This is a genomic window from Sphingomonas sp. CFBP 8765 (genome assembly GCF_014841445.1).
GTDB lineage: Bacteria > Pseudomonadota > Alphaproteobacteria > Sphingomonadales > Sphingomonadaceae > Sphingomonas > Sphingomonas aerolata.
Genome location: NZ_JACYTY010000007.1, coordinates 103,262 through 119,636, shown reverse-complemented (window position 1 = coordinate 119,636; position 16,375 = coordinate 103,262). Strand labels below are relative to the sequence as shown.

The following is a 16,375-nucleotide window of genomic DNA, read 5'->3' as shown; positions in this document are numbered from 1 at the left end:
GCCCGAAAAGAGGCCGGGAATCTAAACGAACGGACGACCGAAGTTCGGGGAGCACATAGGGCGCGAACGCCCGCTTGTCGGTCAAATCTGCGAAAACGACGCCGGACTTAGGATCTGGTTGTCTATTCCGGTGGTGATTTCGCGGTCGGTAAGGCCCGGCGTCGAGATAAGCCGGCGCCAAGCCGGATCCGACCCGAAGGCACGCCAGTTTCGTTCACGGGTCGCAAGGTCGGGAAAGATCAGCAGGTAGGTCAGGCTCGGCAGGCGAGCTCCGGTGAGGTCCTGGGCGAAAAAGACCGGCGTTAGGCCAGTTCGACGGAATATCTCGATCTCACCGCCCGTGTCGAACATCCCGATCTTCGTCATTCCTGCCGCGTCGCTATGGCTGAAATACGTCCTGAGTTCGAATATGCGGGGCGTGTTGCTGCTCGAGGCGTCGGTCAATTCGAGACGAGGAAAGTGAGGGAACGCGCGCATCAGCTTCACCTCGAGGGCCGCGTATGGCGGCGCGTCGGGCGTCGCCTTCAAAAACGACCCGGCAGCCGTGGTGTAGCTTGGATCGGCGATGAGCCTGCCGGGCAACGCCACGAAATCCTCGATCGAGGGATAGGGGACGAGAACATGGACGCTTGGACTTGCGGATCCGATCGCGACCGTAAATACACCCACCGGCCCGCAACCCGCGCGTCGTGCTGCTGGTATAAAGGCGTTCCTGAGATAAGCGTCCAGACGGTCCTTCATGGGGCCGTTTACCAGCCGATAGGTCCGCAGTTCGTAGATTCCCAAGGTTGCTGCCGCGTCGCGGGGCTGAGCCTCAGCCTCGACAGTTGCGAGCGCCACGCCGCCCATAGCGGCACCTGCGAGCAACGAACGTCTATCAATTGGATATGCCATCATGTCCTCGCAAAGCCGTCCGGGCCAGTCGAGCGCAAGCCGCAACCGTCGTCAATCCGCGATGTCTGCCCGCTGATGATTGACCTGCGCCGACCGCGCGGCATTCCTGCGTCCAATGGGTCAGCTGGGGGACGTTAACTGATTCAGCGCTATGATATCTGGATAAATGCTGACAGCGCCTAATCACCGAAGGAAGCTGTTCAGCTAATGTGTAAGTGCGATCAGAGTTGAGGACCTGAGACTGGCAACCGAACGGCCGACACTTGGTCAGTCCATGGCGGCGATTGGCAAGAGCCGCTGTCGAGCGCGCGGCGCAGCGGTCCCCCCGTCGGCATAGGCGGCCAGCCGGCTTATGCAGCTGGCAGCCGATAGGGTGTACGATAATGGGGCGTGATTAGTCCGTTCGCTTCTGCGTCATCCCTGAACTGACCTGATGCAGCATCCCAATTCACCTTGCGGCCTGTGCGCAACGCGATGTTTCCCATTTGGCAGACGATCGCGGTGTTGGACGCCGCCTCAATCGTACACGCTGGCGTGCGCGCGCGATCTTTAACGCAGGCAATGAAGTCGGCTGTGTGCCGGTCGAGCCCCTCGTCCTTGGCTTTCGTGACCGGGATCTCCCGAGTCATGGCTTTGCCATCGCTTGTCTCTGGAGTGACGCGCCACTGGCCACGATCGACGACAAGGGTGCCGGTCTCGCCGACGAAGGCGACGCCGTGGTCGCGGCCGCCATAGGGGCCCTGACTGATGCCGACCGCATGCTCCCATTCCACGGAATAGTCGCCAAAATCGTAGATGGCGTTCTGCGTGTCCGGAGTTTCCATCGCAGAGCCCGGATAGCCATAGGCACCGCCAAGCGAACTGACCGAACGAGGCGCCTCTGCCTTCATGCCCAACAGCGCGATGTCCATCAGATGGACGCCCCAGTCGGTCATCAGGCCACCCGCATAGTCCCAGTACCAGCGCCAGCTGAAGTGGAAGCGATTGGGATTGAAGGGGCGCAGCGGTGCGGGGCCCAGCCAGCTATCATAATCGACGCCGGCGGGTGGGGCCTGATCCGGTTGGGGAACGACGCGCTTCATCCATCCCATGTACGCCCAAGCCTTGACCTTTCGGACCCGACCGATGCCGCCGGACTGAACATGCGCGATCGCGTCTGCCCAGTGCTGGTTGCTGCGTTGCCACTGACCAACCTGAACCACACGATTGTGACGCTGTTTGGCGGCGACCATGGCACGGCATTCGGCAATGGAGTTTCCGAGCGGCTTTTCGCAATAAACGTCCTTGCCCGCGGACATGGTATCGACCAGCTGAAGCGCGTGCCAATGGTCGGGCGTGGCGATGATAACCGCGTCTATCGACTTGTCGTCCAGCATCCGACGATAGTCGTCGTAGAGCTTCGGCCTGCGGCCTGAGACCTTCTTCAATTCGGCACCGCGTGCCGCAAGGACCGTAGCGTCGACGTCGCAAAGGGCTACGGGCGCCACGTCGGCCCGCTTGCACATGGCTGATAGATCCGACCAGCCCATGCCCTTGCAACCGATCAGACCCACCTGGACCTTGTCGTTCGCCGACACCCGGCCGCGGCGCTGGGCAAAGGCCTGGCCAAGTGGCACCACGGTAGCAGCCGAGGCTGCGAGGCCGCCAACCAAGAGGGCGCGGCGGTCGAAGCTGGTGGTCATGTTGGTCCTCCCCAATCAGTCCTGACGGCATTGGTAGCGCCCAACCGCCCCTTCGCAAGACCACAGACGTAAAGGGAGTGCGCCGCAAAACGCAGTTTCAGCTCCTGATCAAGGTCATCCACGCGAAAAGCAGCGTTCGGTCGGCCATGACCAAGAGCGTCACGCATCGTCGAAATAACGATCCGAATGATAGAGCAGTGCTCACCCTCTTCGATGGCAGTTGGGCACCCGCAAGATCTGATGCATGTTGGCTTGGTCGATGAGAATGATACCCTTCCTGACGAAGCCGCGCCTGCATTGGCGCTCCTCGCTCACGCCGACACCGACCGTGCTACCTGTAATGACGTGCTCTAAGCCATCTCCGTCCGGCTGGCGGCCGTTGCCGGTGGTTCGACGGCAGCGTTGGATCAGGCCGTCGCGCTTGCGACGGCCCTTGTCGAGGAGTTCGAGGTCGCGACGCTCACTTTCACACCAGGATTGCGCGCAAGGTGCCCAGTTCGGCGTCTTAACTTAAAACTCGACCTTGAACTGGCCGCCGATGATCCGCGGCTCGTTGATCATGCCCGTCAGATTGTTGAAATCGATCGCGCTGATGCTGCGATACTGGTTCGTGATGTTGCGCACGAACGCGCCGACCTCATACCCCTGCGGCGATTTATAGCCGACCTTGAGCCCGCCTTCGAGCGACGACTTGCCGGTGAACTCGACCGCTTCGTACAGGAAGAAGTTTATGCGGCTGCGATAGACCCAGTCGGTATAGGCATAGACCTCGCCGCCATTGGCGAGCGGGATGCCGTAGCGCGCGGTCCAGTTGGCGATCCAGCGTGGCGCCTGGGGGAGATCGTTGCCGTCGATCATCGCAAACCCGTTCACGATCGGGTCGAGCACGGTGCAGGTCGCGCAGACCCCCACGCCGATCGAGCGATCGCGGATCTCGGTGAAGTTGTAGCTGCCGCTCGCGGTCAGCGACAATTCGGGGACCGGCCGTGCCTCGAACTCGCCCTCGACGCCGTAGCCGATCGCCTTGTCCGCGCTGATCAGCCGGGCCGAGTTGCTGCTGCCGCCGACCGCCGTGATCTGAAGGTCCTTGGTGCTGTACCAATAGGCGTCGAGCGAGAAGTTCACCTTCCGGTCGAGCAGCGTCCCCTTGAAGCCGCTCTCGCCCGAGAAGGTTGTCTGTTTCGGTGCGGTGCTCTGGACGCTGCCGAACGTCACGCGGTCCTGGATCGCCGGCCCCTGATAGCCGGTCGCAAGCCGCGAATACACGTTGATCGCGGGGGTCAGCTCATAGGTCGCGCTCGCGTCCCAGGTCACGTTCGAGCCACGGACGACCGCACGCGCGGGCAGTGTGTCGCTGATCCCGGTCCCGGGGATCGGTGCCGTCACGAGGTCGTTGCGATAGTCGTGCGAATAGCGGACGCCCGCGCGCAACGTCAGCAACTCGGTCGGCTTCGCCTCGATCGATGCAAACGCACCGTAATTCTCGTTGCGATTGTCGTGGAAGATGTCCTGCGTCAGGTCGGTCGCACGCGATCCGGTACCGCCGAACGCATAGTCATATTGATGATAACGCAGCGTCTGGTAGAAATAATACAGCCCGCCCTGCAAGCGGATGCCGTTCATGTCCTCGCTGGCGTAGCGCAGTTCCTGGCTGAACTCCTTGGGCTTGGTGAGGCCGCCGGTGTTCGACGGGAACAGCCCGACGCCGATCGCGCCGATCGTGCCGCCCGTGAACGGGTAGCTGTTGCCGCCATCGACATCACCGGTGCTCTCGACCTTGGCCTGTTCATAGCCGGTGACCGAATAGAAGGTGCCGATGCCGTCGAGATGATAGTCGAGCCGCAGGTTCGTGCCCCATTGCGTCAAGCTCTGGATGGTATAGCCGTCGAGCGTGACGTGCTTGGGGTCGAAGCCGGTGTTGAAGTCGTTGGTGCCGGGTTTGAACAGCCCGGCGCGGAAAATGCGCGGCGAGCCCGTGAGGTCACGGACGTGGACGTTCAGCAAGGCGTTGAAGTCGCCGTTGGTATAGCCGAGCTGGAAGCGGCCGGCGACATCGCGATACCCTTCGAGCTTGCGATCGGCATTGCCCGTCGCGGAATCGTTGGTGACCCAGTCGTCACGCGACTGAATGATACCTGAGGCGCGGAAGGCGAAGCCGTTGCCGATCGGCAGGTTCAGCGCCGCCTCGCCGTTGATCGTGTTGTAGGTCGCCCACGATCCAGTCGCGTAGCCCGAGACCTTGTCCGGATCCGGCTTGGCGGAATTGATCTTCACGACGCCGGCTGGCGTGTTGCGCCCGAATAACGTGCCCTGCGGCCCGCGCAGCACTTCGACGCTTTGCAGGTCGAACACCGGGAAGGATTTCAGCATCGGATTTTCGAGCGCGACGTCGTCATACACCACCGACACCGGCTGTGCGGCGTTCGGATCGAAATCGGTATTGCCGAGCCCGCGGATGTAGAAGCGCGGGAAGGTGCGGCCGAACGACGATTCCACCTGGAGGCTCGGCGTACGACCGGCGAGGAACCGGATATCGAGCCCGCTCGAGTTGAGCACGTCGAGTTTCTCACCGCTGATCGCGGTGACCGCGAGCGGCACGTCCTTCGCCGATTCCCGACGGCGGGTCGCCGTGACGACGATGTCGCCGACGCCCTGTTCGCCGGCCGGATCGCCGACGGCTTGCCCCGTCGGCGCCTGGTCCTGCGCGACGGCGGGTGTGGCACAGACGAATAACGGCGCGCTGGCGGCCAGCAGCCGGGCGATGGCAGACGTACGAACGGGCAAGCGAATCATGGATGGTCCCCCCTTGGGCTTCGAACATCCTCCTGCGTCGATCCGTGTGACCCGGATCCGACCCCGACCGGTAACATCACTGCAACGTGCGGCAAGAGACACGATCGGCGGCGATGCATTTTTGCTGCGCACCGCGACATCTTTGCCCCAGTTGCGGTCGCGGTCATCCCCGACGATTGGTTGCGGGGAGCGCAATCGTGAAGCTATTGCGGCCCGGCAGACGCGGCGATCGTGCCGGACCGGGGAATAGATATGCGCGTGCTTCTCATCGGGCTGGGTGACATCGCTCGCAAAGCATATCTTCCGGTTCTGTCGACGCGAGCTGATCTCGACATTCACCTGGCGACGCGCGATGCGGGCGTCCTCGACGAGGTCGGCCGCTCGTTTCGTATCGGGCATCGGCACACCAGCGCTGCAGATGCGCTTTCCACCACATCGTTCGACGCCGCCTTCGTCCACGCGTCCACGCAGGCACACGGCGAGCTCGTCAGGCTCCTTGTTGAGAGAGGCGTCCCGACCTTCGTCGATAAGCCGCTCGCCGATAATCTCGGCGACGTCGAAGCGCTTGTCGCCTTGGCCACGGACCGTGTCGTTCCGCTTATGGTCGGCTTCAACCGGCGGTTTGCGCCAGATTATGTCGCATTGCGAGGCATCGACGCGAACCTCATCATCCTCGAAAAGCACCGCTGCCGGCAACCCAACGAACCGCGGAAGGTCGTCTTTGATGACTTCATCCATGTCGTCGATACGCTGCTGTTCCTGGCCCCAGGACCGGTCCGCCGACGCAACATCGAAACCCATGTCGTAGACGGCATGCTCCACACGATCACCCTCACGCTGGCAGGCGACGGGTTTACCGCTATCGGCACGATGCATCGTAACAGTGGGCTCGACGAGGAACGCCTGGACCTCATTGGCGGTGGGGCCCGTCATACCGTGCTGAACCTTGCTGATCGCGTCGAGACAAGCGGGACACAGCGCTTACATCGACGAGGCGACTGGATCTCGGTAGGAGAGCAGCGCGGCTTTGCGGCGATGTGCGACGACTTCCTGCTTGCGGCGCGTGAGCGAAGGCCGGTCGATGCAGCCGCTATTCTCGCAACGCATGAAGTTTGCGAGGCCATCGTCCGTCACACGGAGGCGTGAAGTCTCGGACAGGCGTTCCGTAATTCGAAGGCGTCGGCGCACAGCCCGCACCGCACCGACAAGGTCGCCCCCACTTCATGTACGCCAGTGCCGACAACCGCCTAAATGGCATGCAGTGGCTTAGCCGGAAACCTCATTGAATGAGTGTCCGCAGCTCGGCGGGGGGGGGAATGCCCTGCGACGTCAGCTTGTGGGTCGTAGGCGAAAGAAGGTCGTGCGTGGCGGTAGCCCCTCGGACTGCCATGGGCCCGGTCTGTAGCGAATTGCGTTGCAGAACGACCCAAGGGTTATTGGCCGGCATTTGGACGACACGAGCCAGCGTGGACACGTCAGCAGCTACGATCACTGTCTCGAGCTAACGTAAGTCCCAGAGCGGGCTGCGTGTCTTCGGGGAAGCGTTGAACGTTTCGTTGGACGGCCCGGTCGGCTGATCTGCACGGTGAAAGGGGTCGTGCAGGAACAATGGATCGCCCGCTCGCAACAGGCGGGCCGCCCCGGCGAGTGACCCGAGCGTCGTCGACCACAGGCTGAAATGGACCATGTTGATGCACGATATCGGCGCCGCGCTTACGATCGCTCAGCCTGCAACGGCAGTGTCGAGGCCGAGTGGCGGTCGGACATTGTCTACCCCAGAGCATCACGCAACGATCGAGGTGCGGGCGGCGGCATCCGGATCGCTTGGTCGCCATCGGCGTCACAATCCTGCAACAATATCATACTAATTTAATGGGGTATGGAACCGAACAGCCCCGCGCATATGGCGCGAAGGATCCTCATTGGGAGGATCGAGACCCTGAGCATCGGCCAGCCCGGTGCAGCCCTCAGCTTCAAAGGGAGGCTGGCCACAGAGAACGGATGGACCGGGTCGTTTGCAGACCGGGTCGCGACGGAATATCGTCGCTTCCTCGCGCTGGTCGCGATCAGCGATGAGCAGCTTACGCCGTCGGACGCGGTTGATCAGGCGTGGCATCTGCATCTGGCTTATACCCGCGATTATTGGCACGGCCTCTGCCGCGATATCGTCGCGCGCGATATTCATCACGAGCCGACATCGGGTGGCCCCGAGCAATGCGAGCACTATCGTGACCGGTATGTGCGTACGCTCAATTTATACCGGGACACCTTTGGTGCTGCGCCGCCCGCAGATGTTTGGCCCGATCCCTGCGAACGATTCTCGGGAAATTTCCAGCGGATCGACCGGACCAGAAAGATGCTTCTGGGCGCGGAAGAGGCGACGTTGGTCGGGTTCATTTGCGCCGGCCTGGTCGTCCTGATCGTTCAAGATATGGTGGCGCTGGTTGCCGTTTTCCTCCTTGCCGTCGCGATCGTCACATGGATCCAGGGCGCGCGACTAAAGGCCGGCAGAACTGGTCGTCGTTTCGATCTGAACTTCGACGGTGGCGCTTGCGGGTTGGACGGATGCGGTAGCGGAGATGGCGGGTGCGGCGGGGGGTGCTCATGACCCACCCCGTCTTGCAACGGGCGACGAGGAGGGGCGCACCGCCGCCAAGCGAGACATGCGCGTCGACGGCGGTGCACGCCAGCACCAACCCGAATACTGTAAAGCTGTTCGCACTACCTTTGCTCCGGAGTGGGGCCCACGGGATTTGCCGCCACGCGCACTGCGTCCTGATATTCGCTCACGAGCGGCAGAGGTGAACGGACGTCCGCTTTCGGCCTGCTCAAAGACACTGCTGCACGAGTGGTTCTGGGTCTTTGCCATCCCGTCTTTCGAGCGGCCGTGAGCCGCAAGTTTTAAGCTGTGCAAGCGCTGAGGGGGTGCTCGGATGTGCGCAGGTGAGGCGACTGGCCTCCTTCCGAAATGGGATCTCTAGCTTTGGGTGTCGGCTAAGCTACGCTGACCGTCATGGATCTGGTCTTTGGCTGGCGCACGGCTGTCCTCACGGTGGCAGCGGCAATTCTGCTTCCGCTGGCGGTCGGCTTGTCGGCGTCGTTCCACAACCGGCTGGCGGCGCGCGCGCTCGCCGCGCTGCTGATCGTCATGACCGGCGTCTTCGTGCCCTGGCTGATCGGGTTTGCCGGCTTTTACGATCGCTGGTGGTGGCTGACCTTCGCGCCTTTCTCGAACGCGCTGCTGGTCCCGCCGCTCCTCTATCTTCACGCTTATGCTCTCGTCACCGGCCGCTGGTCGCCCGCGGCATGGCGACACCTGCTGCCGGGCGCGATCCAGTTCGCCTATCAGGCTGCCGCCTTCCTCCTGCCGACGCCGCTGAAGCATTACTGGGCGGATCTTGCTTTCACGACCGGCAATGCGATCGTCGCATCGCTGCTCGCGATCAGCTTCGTCGTCTATGGCGCGTGGACGATCCGGCTGTTGCACGGCTACCGCGACGCTCTGTCGCAAAAGCGCAGCGACGACGCGCGGTTCGCGACGGCGTGGCTCAGCCGCACCGCCGTCGCCTATCCGTTGCTGGCGATCGTCTGGGCGGGCTGGCTGCTGGTCGATGCGGTGAAGCCGCTCGGCTATAGGGGGCTGATGCCGCTCTACGCCGCGATCGCGGGGTTCGCATTGTATCTCGGGATCGCAGGATGGCGGTATCTCGCGTTGCCGTTTCCGGCGCTCGACACACTGGAGCATCCGGAGGTGCGATCACCCGCCGTTCGAAACTGGCAGGCGCAAGGGGAGGAATGGGCGACGCGGATCCGCGATAACGGGTGGTATCGCGACGACGCGCTGACGCTGCGGCGGCTGGCGAGCCTGCTCGCGACCAACGAGACCTATGTGTCGCGCGCACTCAATGAGGGGCTGGGCGTCGGCTTTTCGGACTTCGTCAACGGTCTTCGCTGCGAGGACGTGGCCGCGGCACTGGCGGCGGATGATTCCCGGCCAGTCTTGGCGATCGCGCTCGACGCCGGGTTCTCGTCGAAGGCAAGCTTCAACCGCGCCTTCCAGCGGCGCTATGGTCGCTCACCGAGTGCGTATCGGGCGTCTCACAAACGATAAATCGCATGGCATGGGCGATGATGAGGCGACGCGTACGCGCTCGGCCATGCTTGAAGGGGGTATCCATAACGTCGGAGCCGACATGACCGCATCGCCACCGTCCCGCCGCACCGTGCTCGGCGGCCTCGGCGCCACCTTTGCAGCCTCGCCGCTGCTCGCCCGGACCTCATCCAGTCCGACGCTCCTCCGCGCCGCGGCGATGCGCGAGGACGTCGCGTTACTGCGCAGGGCATATGCCGAGCTCCACCCCGGCATCCACCGTTACAATACGCCCCGGGAGATCGATGCCCGCTTCACAGCGCTGGACCAGGCGGCGGCCATCCCCATGACGCTACGGGCGTTCTACCTCACGCTGTCGCGCTTTCTCGCGACCGTGCGCTGCGGCCATAGCTATGCCAATTTCTACAACCAGCGACGCGAGATCGCCGTCGCGTTGTTCGGAGCAGCGGATCGGTTGCCGTTCGACTTCCTCTGGATCGGCGACGCGATGGTCGTCACGGCCGATCCATTCGCCACGGGGATCTCGCCGGGAAGCCGCATCCTGGCGGTCAACGGCCGATCCGCGAGCGCCATTCTCGCCGCGCTCATGCCGCTCGCGCGTGCGGATGGGCACAACGATGCCAAGCGTCGCCGCCTTCTCTCGGTCCAAGGAGACGACCGCTACGAAACCTTCGACATCTTCTTCTCGATGCTGTTCGGGCAGGACCGCTATCAGCTGACGGTGGAAGACCCCTCCGGACGGCGACGTACCGCGACCGTTGCCGGCGTCTCGCTGGCGCAGCGCCGTACCACCGCGCACGCCGGCGTCGATGCGAGCGGCGACACGCCGGTCTGGACGATCGAGCGGCGCGGCGACGCCGCGCTTCTGTCGATGCCGAGCTGGGGTCTCTACGACAGCAAGTGGGATTGGCGCGGCTGGCTCGATCAGGCGGTCGACCGGCTGGTCGCCGAGCGGGTGCCGCGATTGGTCGTCGATCTGCGCGCGAACGAGGGGGGGCTCGACTGCGGTAACGCGCTTGCCGAACGGCTGGTGAACCGCGAGACGCCGTTCGAGGAGGTCCAGAGGCTCGTCCGCTACCGCACCGTGCCCGAGGACCTGCGGCCTGTGCTCGACACGTGGGACCGCAGTTTCGACCATCTGGGAGAGAATGCGACCAGGATCAGCGACCGGTTCCTCCGGTTCGATGCGCAAGGCGACCGGGTGGACCCGATCAGACCGCGCGGTACACGCTATGAGGGCGACGTGCGCGTTCTGATCGGCCCGCAAAACAGTTCGGCGACGTTCCAGTTCGCCGATTTCGTCCGCCGTAATCGCCTTGCAACGCTGATCGGTGAGACGACCGGCGGCAACCGGCGCGGGATCAACGGTGGCTGCTTCTACTTCGTGCGACTGCCTGCGACCGGGCTGGAAGCCGACCTGCCGCTGATCGGCCGGTTTCCGACGACCCCGCAACCCGACCGGGGTGTGAAGCCGGACATAGCAATCCCGATCACGCGGGCAGACATCGCGAAGGGCACGGATGGCCAGTTGATCCGCGCACTTGCGTGACGAATGGCCGCGGCTCCGAGCGCTTGCGTTCGGGATGAACGAACGACCGGAGCTGGTAAGCGGGAACCACTGCGAATGTCCGGGTCTGGCGCACCGCTGCCGTAGTCGTCGGGAGGTCGACCAAGATAGAGGTCTTAACTACCTTCATCAGCATGATTGCGAGATCCGATCAGACCCCCCGATCTCTGCCTCGACGAGGACGGGGCCGAACTCATCGCCTAGGCGCTGGATGACGCCGCGCTTACCTACCTTGAGGGTGCCTTGGCTGCGCTTCTGACGGACGGGCCAGGCGTTCCGATCGGGAGAGACGCAAGCTTAAGCCGTTTCTAGAAGTCGCAGGACCGATCGGTGGGAGAGCCGCCACCGCGTTCGGACCCGACGCGCGTCCTAACCATGACGCTGAGAACTCGCTCAAGGCTGAAATGGTCAGCCGGGTCGACCTGATCTTCGTTATGAGGAAGGCGCATCGGAGCAAGCTCCAGCTTCAAATCCGGGTGGCTCTGGCAGACAAGCGCGCGATTTGTTTGACGTAATGAACAGTTTTGCATTTATGCAGCCGGAACTGGTCCGGCTGCTCGCGACGACGGTGAGCAGGCACCTACCAGCATGCGCCATGAAAACCGAGAAGCGGTCAAACTTGGAACATGAATTAGCAGCGATTGTGGGAAGCGGGTAGGCTGATCTGAGTGTCATCTATTGGATTTTACCAGCTGCAAAGCGGACCGGTAGCTAGCGCCCAATACCGGACGTTCAGAGTGGCTATACGGGCAACCCATAACGGCCATTCGTTAAGCGCCATCTCTCCCGTTTCTTGTCGCCGACAGGCCATTCGCGAATGCGCAATTGAGACAGACATTGAAAGTACGGCTGCGTCTACGGACGACTTTCGCTAGGCGGCCAGCCGCATCCTGTTGCGACCCTCGTTCTTCGCGACATACAGCGCGTCATCGGCGCGTCTCAGCAGCGCATCGCAACTCTCCCCAGGCGCCATTTCTGCCACGCCAATGCTCACCGTGACGCCCGGCGTACAGTTGTCCGTGCCGATCGCATGACGCACCCGTTCGGCGACCTTGCTTGCCGCATCCGCTGCGGCGTCCGGTAACACGATCACGAATTCTTCACCGCCGAAGCGGCCAATGGTATCGCCGCTGCGCAGTTCCGCGGCAGCGCCTGCTGCCACCCTCTTCAGCACCTCGTCGCCTGTGTGATGTCCATAGGTGTCATTGATGCGCTTGAAGTGATCAATATCGAACATCGCGACGGACATTGGGTGCCCGGTTCGCGGGCGAGCAGCAACGTCTGCTCAAGCACGAAGCTGGTACGGCGCCGGTTTGCAATTCCGGTAAGCTGGTCCGTCTCGGCCAGAATTATCGCGTTGCGGGCGGCAGTCTCAGCACGAATGCGGGCCCGTTCCATCTCGGCTTCGTGCGCAACCTGGGTCGTGATGTCCTGGATAATGCCGAACAGGCCAACCGACTCATTGACGCCGTTTCGGTCAATCTCACCCTTCGAAAACACATGGCGTACCTCCCCGTCGGGGCGGACGATGCGAGCGGTGAATTCAAAACCTACGCAGTGTTCGAGGGAGCGCCCGATATGTGCCGAAACCGCATCCCTATCGTCAGGATGATAGGCGTCTATCGCGGTGTCGAGTGACGGCGGAACGCGGTTCTCCACACCATGAATGCGAAAGACTTCGTCCGACCATGTTATGAGTTGCGTCAACAAATCGAGATGCCAATGACCGACATGAGCCGCACCTTCGGCAAGCTCAAGCAACCGCAGCTTGTTCGCGTTGCTATCGATCAGCTGTTGTCTAGTCGCAAGCAAGGCGGCAATCGGCAGGGCGGCCGCGAACAGGGCCAGCAGATAGAATTGCAGAAAGATGCTACGTGCATACGCCTGACCATCGGCGATTGCCTGCGGATCAGAGCCGAAAATATGGGCGAGTGAGCTGGCCGTCGCAACGATCAACACACTTCCGGCGGCGCCAAACGGTCCCATTCGCAACGCCGCCAGAAGGACTGCCAGCATCGGCAGGAAAAGCAGCGAGTAGTTGACCTGCGAGAAGGCAATGATCGACACGCTAGCCACGAGCAGAAATATCGCGACGGCTTGCGGGGCTGCTGCCAGGCCATCGCGAAACCTTTTGCGATAGAAGGCTCGGCCTGCGATCAGGATGAGCGGGGCAACGATTAAAATTCCCAGCAGATCAGTCGTGAACCACGAAAGCCAGAAGCTGATCCCGACAGCCATTGCCGCACAGGCGGCGATCGTCGCGCTCAACGCTGCCGCGGCCGCTGCGGCGATGCAGAACCAGACCAAGCCCTTTGGATCGGTGAATGAATCACGACGCCGCGTTCGGTTTCGTAAAAGCCATGCCGCAAATCCGGACTCGGACACGTTAGCGAGCGTGAAACCGATCGAAAGCAGGACGCCATTCCCGCCGCCGAGGTTGGCAGCGAGACTGGCCATTGCTGCGGCGCCTAAATGCCACGCGATGCGATTCCGAGGTTCGACCAGTAAGGCTGCGAACAGAATGCCGCTGGGCGGCCACAGCATCGCGATCCCGTCAGCACCGCGGGTGAGGTAGAGGGATGCGAAGGCCGCCAGATAGTAACCAACGCCTGTGGCGATCGGTAGCGCTGCAAAACGTGTGAGCTCGGTTACACGGTGGGCTATTCGGTTCATGCGCAAAATGTAGGAGGCGACGGTTAACGGATCATAAGGACTGGTGTATTTTCAATCGGTTGTGAAGCCTGCTCCAAATTTGGCTTCATCGCCGATAGCGAGGTTTGGCCGGCGCCATGCGAAACAGAGCAGGCCGTCTGATCGGCATACCCGCCCTTGAGGATGCCAACGCGGCGTTATGTGAAGATTGCGGCGGAGAACCCTGCCGCCGCGGATCTTCAGCGCCGCAAGCTGATCCAGGGCAGCGTGGGTTTCGCAGAGCGTGGGGCCACGACGGCCTCCAAATTGTTTGCCCGAAATCTGGCATCACGCTTGGGGCGGCGGTGCTGGGCACCGTGCCCAATGCCAGCCTCGCCCACGGACACGCTGGGGCGCTGCAGCAGATTTAGCAGATGCTCGTGGGCCAGGGGGCGGCGGCAAGCGCAGTGACGAGCCGGGCAGGGCTAGCGCACGGCCGGCCCCTGACGTTCCGGGGCATCCCTATGATCGCAGGCGTCACGCTGGCGTTCTCGGTGTTCGTACCGCAAGCGACGGAGGAGCACGGCGCGCCAACCTAAAGCGATGTCTGAGCGCAAGCAGCTGAAGCAGCGGCATCAAAGTCTGCCTGTGGGTCAACATCGCAAAGGCGCGCGGGCACATTCCTCCCAAGCCTATCCCCCCAACGTTACCGCTCAAACAGACGCCTCAAGAATACGGTTTCCACCTCGCGCCGCAGATCGTTGTTCGGCTTTTTCAGAAAGCCGTGCCCTTCGTCGGCGAACACCACATACCAAGTGTCGTTGCCGTTTGCGCGCAGGCGCGCCACGATCTGGTCCGATTCCGATTGGGGCACACGCGGGTCGTTGGCACCCTGCATCACCAACATTGGCTTGGTGATCCGCGCGACATTCGTGAACGGCGACACCCGCGTTAGTACCGCGCGCATCGCCGGATCGCGCTCGTCGCCATATTCCGCGCGGCGATTGTCGCGACGATAGGCCTCGGTGTTCTGGAGGAACGTGTTCCAGTTGCTGATCCCGTAGCGCTCGACCCCGCCGACCAGCCGGTCCGAATAATGCGTCATGACGGCAAGGCTCATATAGCCGCCATAGGACTGACCATAAACCGCGACACGGCCTGCATCGAGGCCCGGCTGCGTGTCGATCCAGTCGAGCAGGGCGCCGATATCCTTGACCGAGTCCTCGCGCTTCACGCCATTGTCAAGGTTGAGGTAGCGCTTGCCATAGCCGTCGCTGCCGCGGACGTTGGGAAGGATCACCGTCGCCTTCAACACATCGGCAAAATATTGCGCGCCATAGTTCCAGATCGGGCGCGTCTGCGCCTCCGGCCCCCCATGGACGTCGATGATCACCGGCGTCCGCGTGCCTGCCGGCAAGCCCTTGGGCCGATAGACGAACGCCGGGACAGACAGGCCGTCGAAGGACTTGAAGCGCACCAGCTCGGGCTCGGCAAGCGTGGCGGGATCGAGTTCGCCCAGCTCCGACTCGGTCCAGCGTGTCAGGCCGCCTCCGGTCACGCCCCAGCTCCACACGTCGCCGGCGGAAGCGGCCGAGGTCAGGCCAACCGCCAGATTCCTGCCGTCAGGCGAAAATCTGAGCGCGGTCAGGACGCCGCGCGGCAGCACGGGTTGCGGTAGCGCGCGGCGGGTGACCCGATCCTGCACTACCACGCGCGAGAAGCCGTCCTCGTTCACGGAATAGGCGAGCACGCGCCCGTCATCCGTCAGATCGAAGCTCTCGACGTCCCATTTCAGGTTCGGCGTCAGGACCGTCTGCGCGCCGCTGGCGATATCGATCTCGACCAGTCGGCGCGTGTCGCTGCCGGAATCGGAGATGGCGATCAGCTTCCGTCCGCCCGGCAGATAGCGTGGGTCGGCATAGACGGCAGCGTCAGCCTTCGGCGCGATGCGGCCCGCCTTGCCGGTCTTGAGATCCAGCTCGAACAGCTGGTCCTCACGGTTGGAAAGGCTGCGCACAAATATCAGCCGCGCGGCGTCGGGCGCGATATCGGCGGGTGCCACCGCGCCGTCGGACTGGTAAAGCCTGCGCGGGTTGCCGCCCGTCTTTGGATCGACCCCAAGGATTGCATAAGCGGCGCTTCCCTTGGTCGCCCGCGCCCATGCCATCAGCGCGCCGTCCTTGCTGAAAACCGGTGATTGATTGCGCGTGCCGGCCTCGGTCACCGGCGTCGCTACACCAGTAAGGCTGCGCGTATAAAGTTGAAACCATTCGTCCCCGCCCGTGTCGCGCGTCATCACGAATCGATCGCTGCGGGGGATCGTCGTCGCAGCAGCAATCGGCTCCGCGCCGAACGTGACCTGTGTGCGTGCGCCACCGGGGGTTGCGACGTGATGCAATTGCTGCGTCGCGCCAAAGCGCGTCGCGATCAGTATCGAGCCGTCCGGCAGCCAATCCTCGAACTGTGCCGCCCGACTATTCTGATAGCGCTGCACCGCCTCGCGCACCTCAACGGGGATACTGGGCACGCCAGAGAGCGTGGCGCTGCCGACCTGCTGCGTCGGCACGGTCTGCGCTGCGGTTCCGGTAGCGAGCGCGAACAGCGCGACGGTTGCGACGAGAGGCTTGATCATTCGCCGGTTGTCGGTCGCCGGGCACCGTTAGGTCAAGGGCGGGTACAGCGGGTCGGCTGAATTGC

Annotated in this window: 11 protein-coding genes; 4 read left to right on the top strand and 7 right to left on the bottom strand. The window is 63.0% G+C overall.

Annotated elements, in window-relative coordinates; all coding sequences use genetic code 11:
* Positions 1-81: 81 nt before the first annotated feature.
* The 3 genes from IFT87_RS16660 to IFT87_RS16650 form a co-directional block, all read right to left on the bottom strand.
* A complete protein-coding gene (locus tag IFT87_RS16660; RefSeq protein ID WP_052380805.1) occupies positions 82-849 on the bottom strand; it encodes an NIPSNAP family protein in 768 nt (255 codons plus the stop codon).
* Positions 850-1,244: 395 nt separating this feature from the next.
* The gene (locus IFT87_RS16655) at positions 1,245-2,576 is read right to left on the bottom strand and encodes a Gfo/Idh/MocA family protein (RefSeq protein ID WP_192191292.1); all 1,332 of its coding nucleotides are present in this window, start codon (positions 2,574-2,576) and stop codon (positions 1,245-1,247) included.
* Between the two features lie 510 nt (positions 2,577-3,086).
* Positions 3,087-5,369: a TonB-dependent receptor gene (locus IFT87_RS16650; protein ID WP_197975326.1), complete on the bottom strand. Its 2,283-nt coding sequence runs from the start codon at positions 5,367-5,369 to the stop codon at positions 3,087-3,089.
* Positions 5,370-5,621: 252 nt separating this feature from the next.
* Between IFT87_RS16650 and IFT87_RS16645 the strand changes: the two genes are divergently transcribed.
* A complete protein-coding gene (locus tag IFT87_RS16645) occupies positions 5,622-6,515 on the top strand; it encodes a Gfo/Idh/MocA family protein (RefSeq protein ID WP_037529740.1) in 894 nt (297 codons plus the stop codon).
* Positions 6,516-6,870: 355 nt separating this feature from the next.
* Here the strand turns inward: IFT87_RS16645 and IFT87_RS21060 are convergent, their stop codons facing one another.
* Complete coding sequence (locus IFT87_RS21060) at positions 6,871-7,071, bottom strand: DUF938 domain-containing protein (protein ID WP_426291239.1); 201 nt, start codon at positions 7,069-7,071, stop codon at positions 6,871-6,873.
* 177 nt (positions 7,072-7,248) lie between these two features.
* On the opposite strand from IFT87_RS21060, the gene IFT87_RS16635 reads away from it, so the two are divergent.
* The 3 genes from IFT87_RS16635 to IFT87_RS16625 all read left to right on the top strand — a co-directional run bounded on the left by IFT87_RS16635 (position 7,249) and on the right by IFT87_RS16625 (position 11,029).
* Positions 7,249-7,977 carry a glycine-rich domain-containing protein gene (locus IFT87_RS16635; protein WP_192191291.1) on the top strand — a complete coding sequence of 243 codons (729 nt, stop codon included), beginning with the start codon at positions 7,249-7,251 and terminating at the stop codon, positions 7,975-7,977.
* A 405-nt stretch (positions 7,978-8,382) separates the two neighbouring features.
* Positions 8,383-9,480 (top strand): helix-turn-helix domain-containing protein, encoded by a 1,098-nt coding sequence (locus IFT87_RS16630; protein ID WP_197975325.1) that lies wholly within the window; start codon positions 8,383-8,385, stop codon positions 9,478-9,480.
* A gap of 82 nt (positions 9,481-9,562) precedes the next feature.
* Complete coding sequence (locus IFT87_RS16625; RefSeq protein WP_037527874.1) at positions 9,563-11,029, top strand: S41 family peptidase; 1,467 nt, start codon at positions 9,563-9,565, stop codon at positions 11,027-11,029.
* Between the two features lie 889 nt (positions 11,030-11,918).
* Here the strand turns inward: IFT87_RS16625 and IFT87_RS16620 are convergent.
* The 3 genes from IFT87_RS16620 to IFT87_RS16610 form a co-directional block, all read right to left on the bottom strand.
* On the bottom strand, positions 11,919-12,284 hold the full coding sequence (locus IFT87_RS16620) for a GGDEF domain-containing protein (protein WP_192191290.1): 366 nt from the start codon (positions 12,282-12,284) through the stop codon (positions 11,919-11,921).
* On the bottom strand, positions 12,215-13,720 hold the full coding sequence (locus tag IFT87_RS16615) for an MASE1 domain-containing protein (protein WP_192191289.1): 1,506 nt from the start codon (positions 13,718-13,720) through the stop codon (positions 12,215-12,217). The genes IFT87_RS16620 and IFT87_RS16615 overlap by 70 nt, the downstream gene beginning before the upstream one ends.
* Before the next feature lie 664 nt (positions 13,721-14,384).
* Positions 14,385-16,310: a S9 family peptidase gene (locus IFT87_RS16610; RefSeq protein ID WP_192191288.1), complete on the bottom strand. Its 1,926-nt coding sequence runs from the start codon at positions 16,308-16,310 to the stop codon at positions 14,385-14,387.
* Positions 16,311-16,375 lie beyond the last annotated feature (65 nt).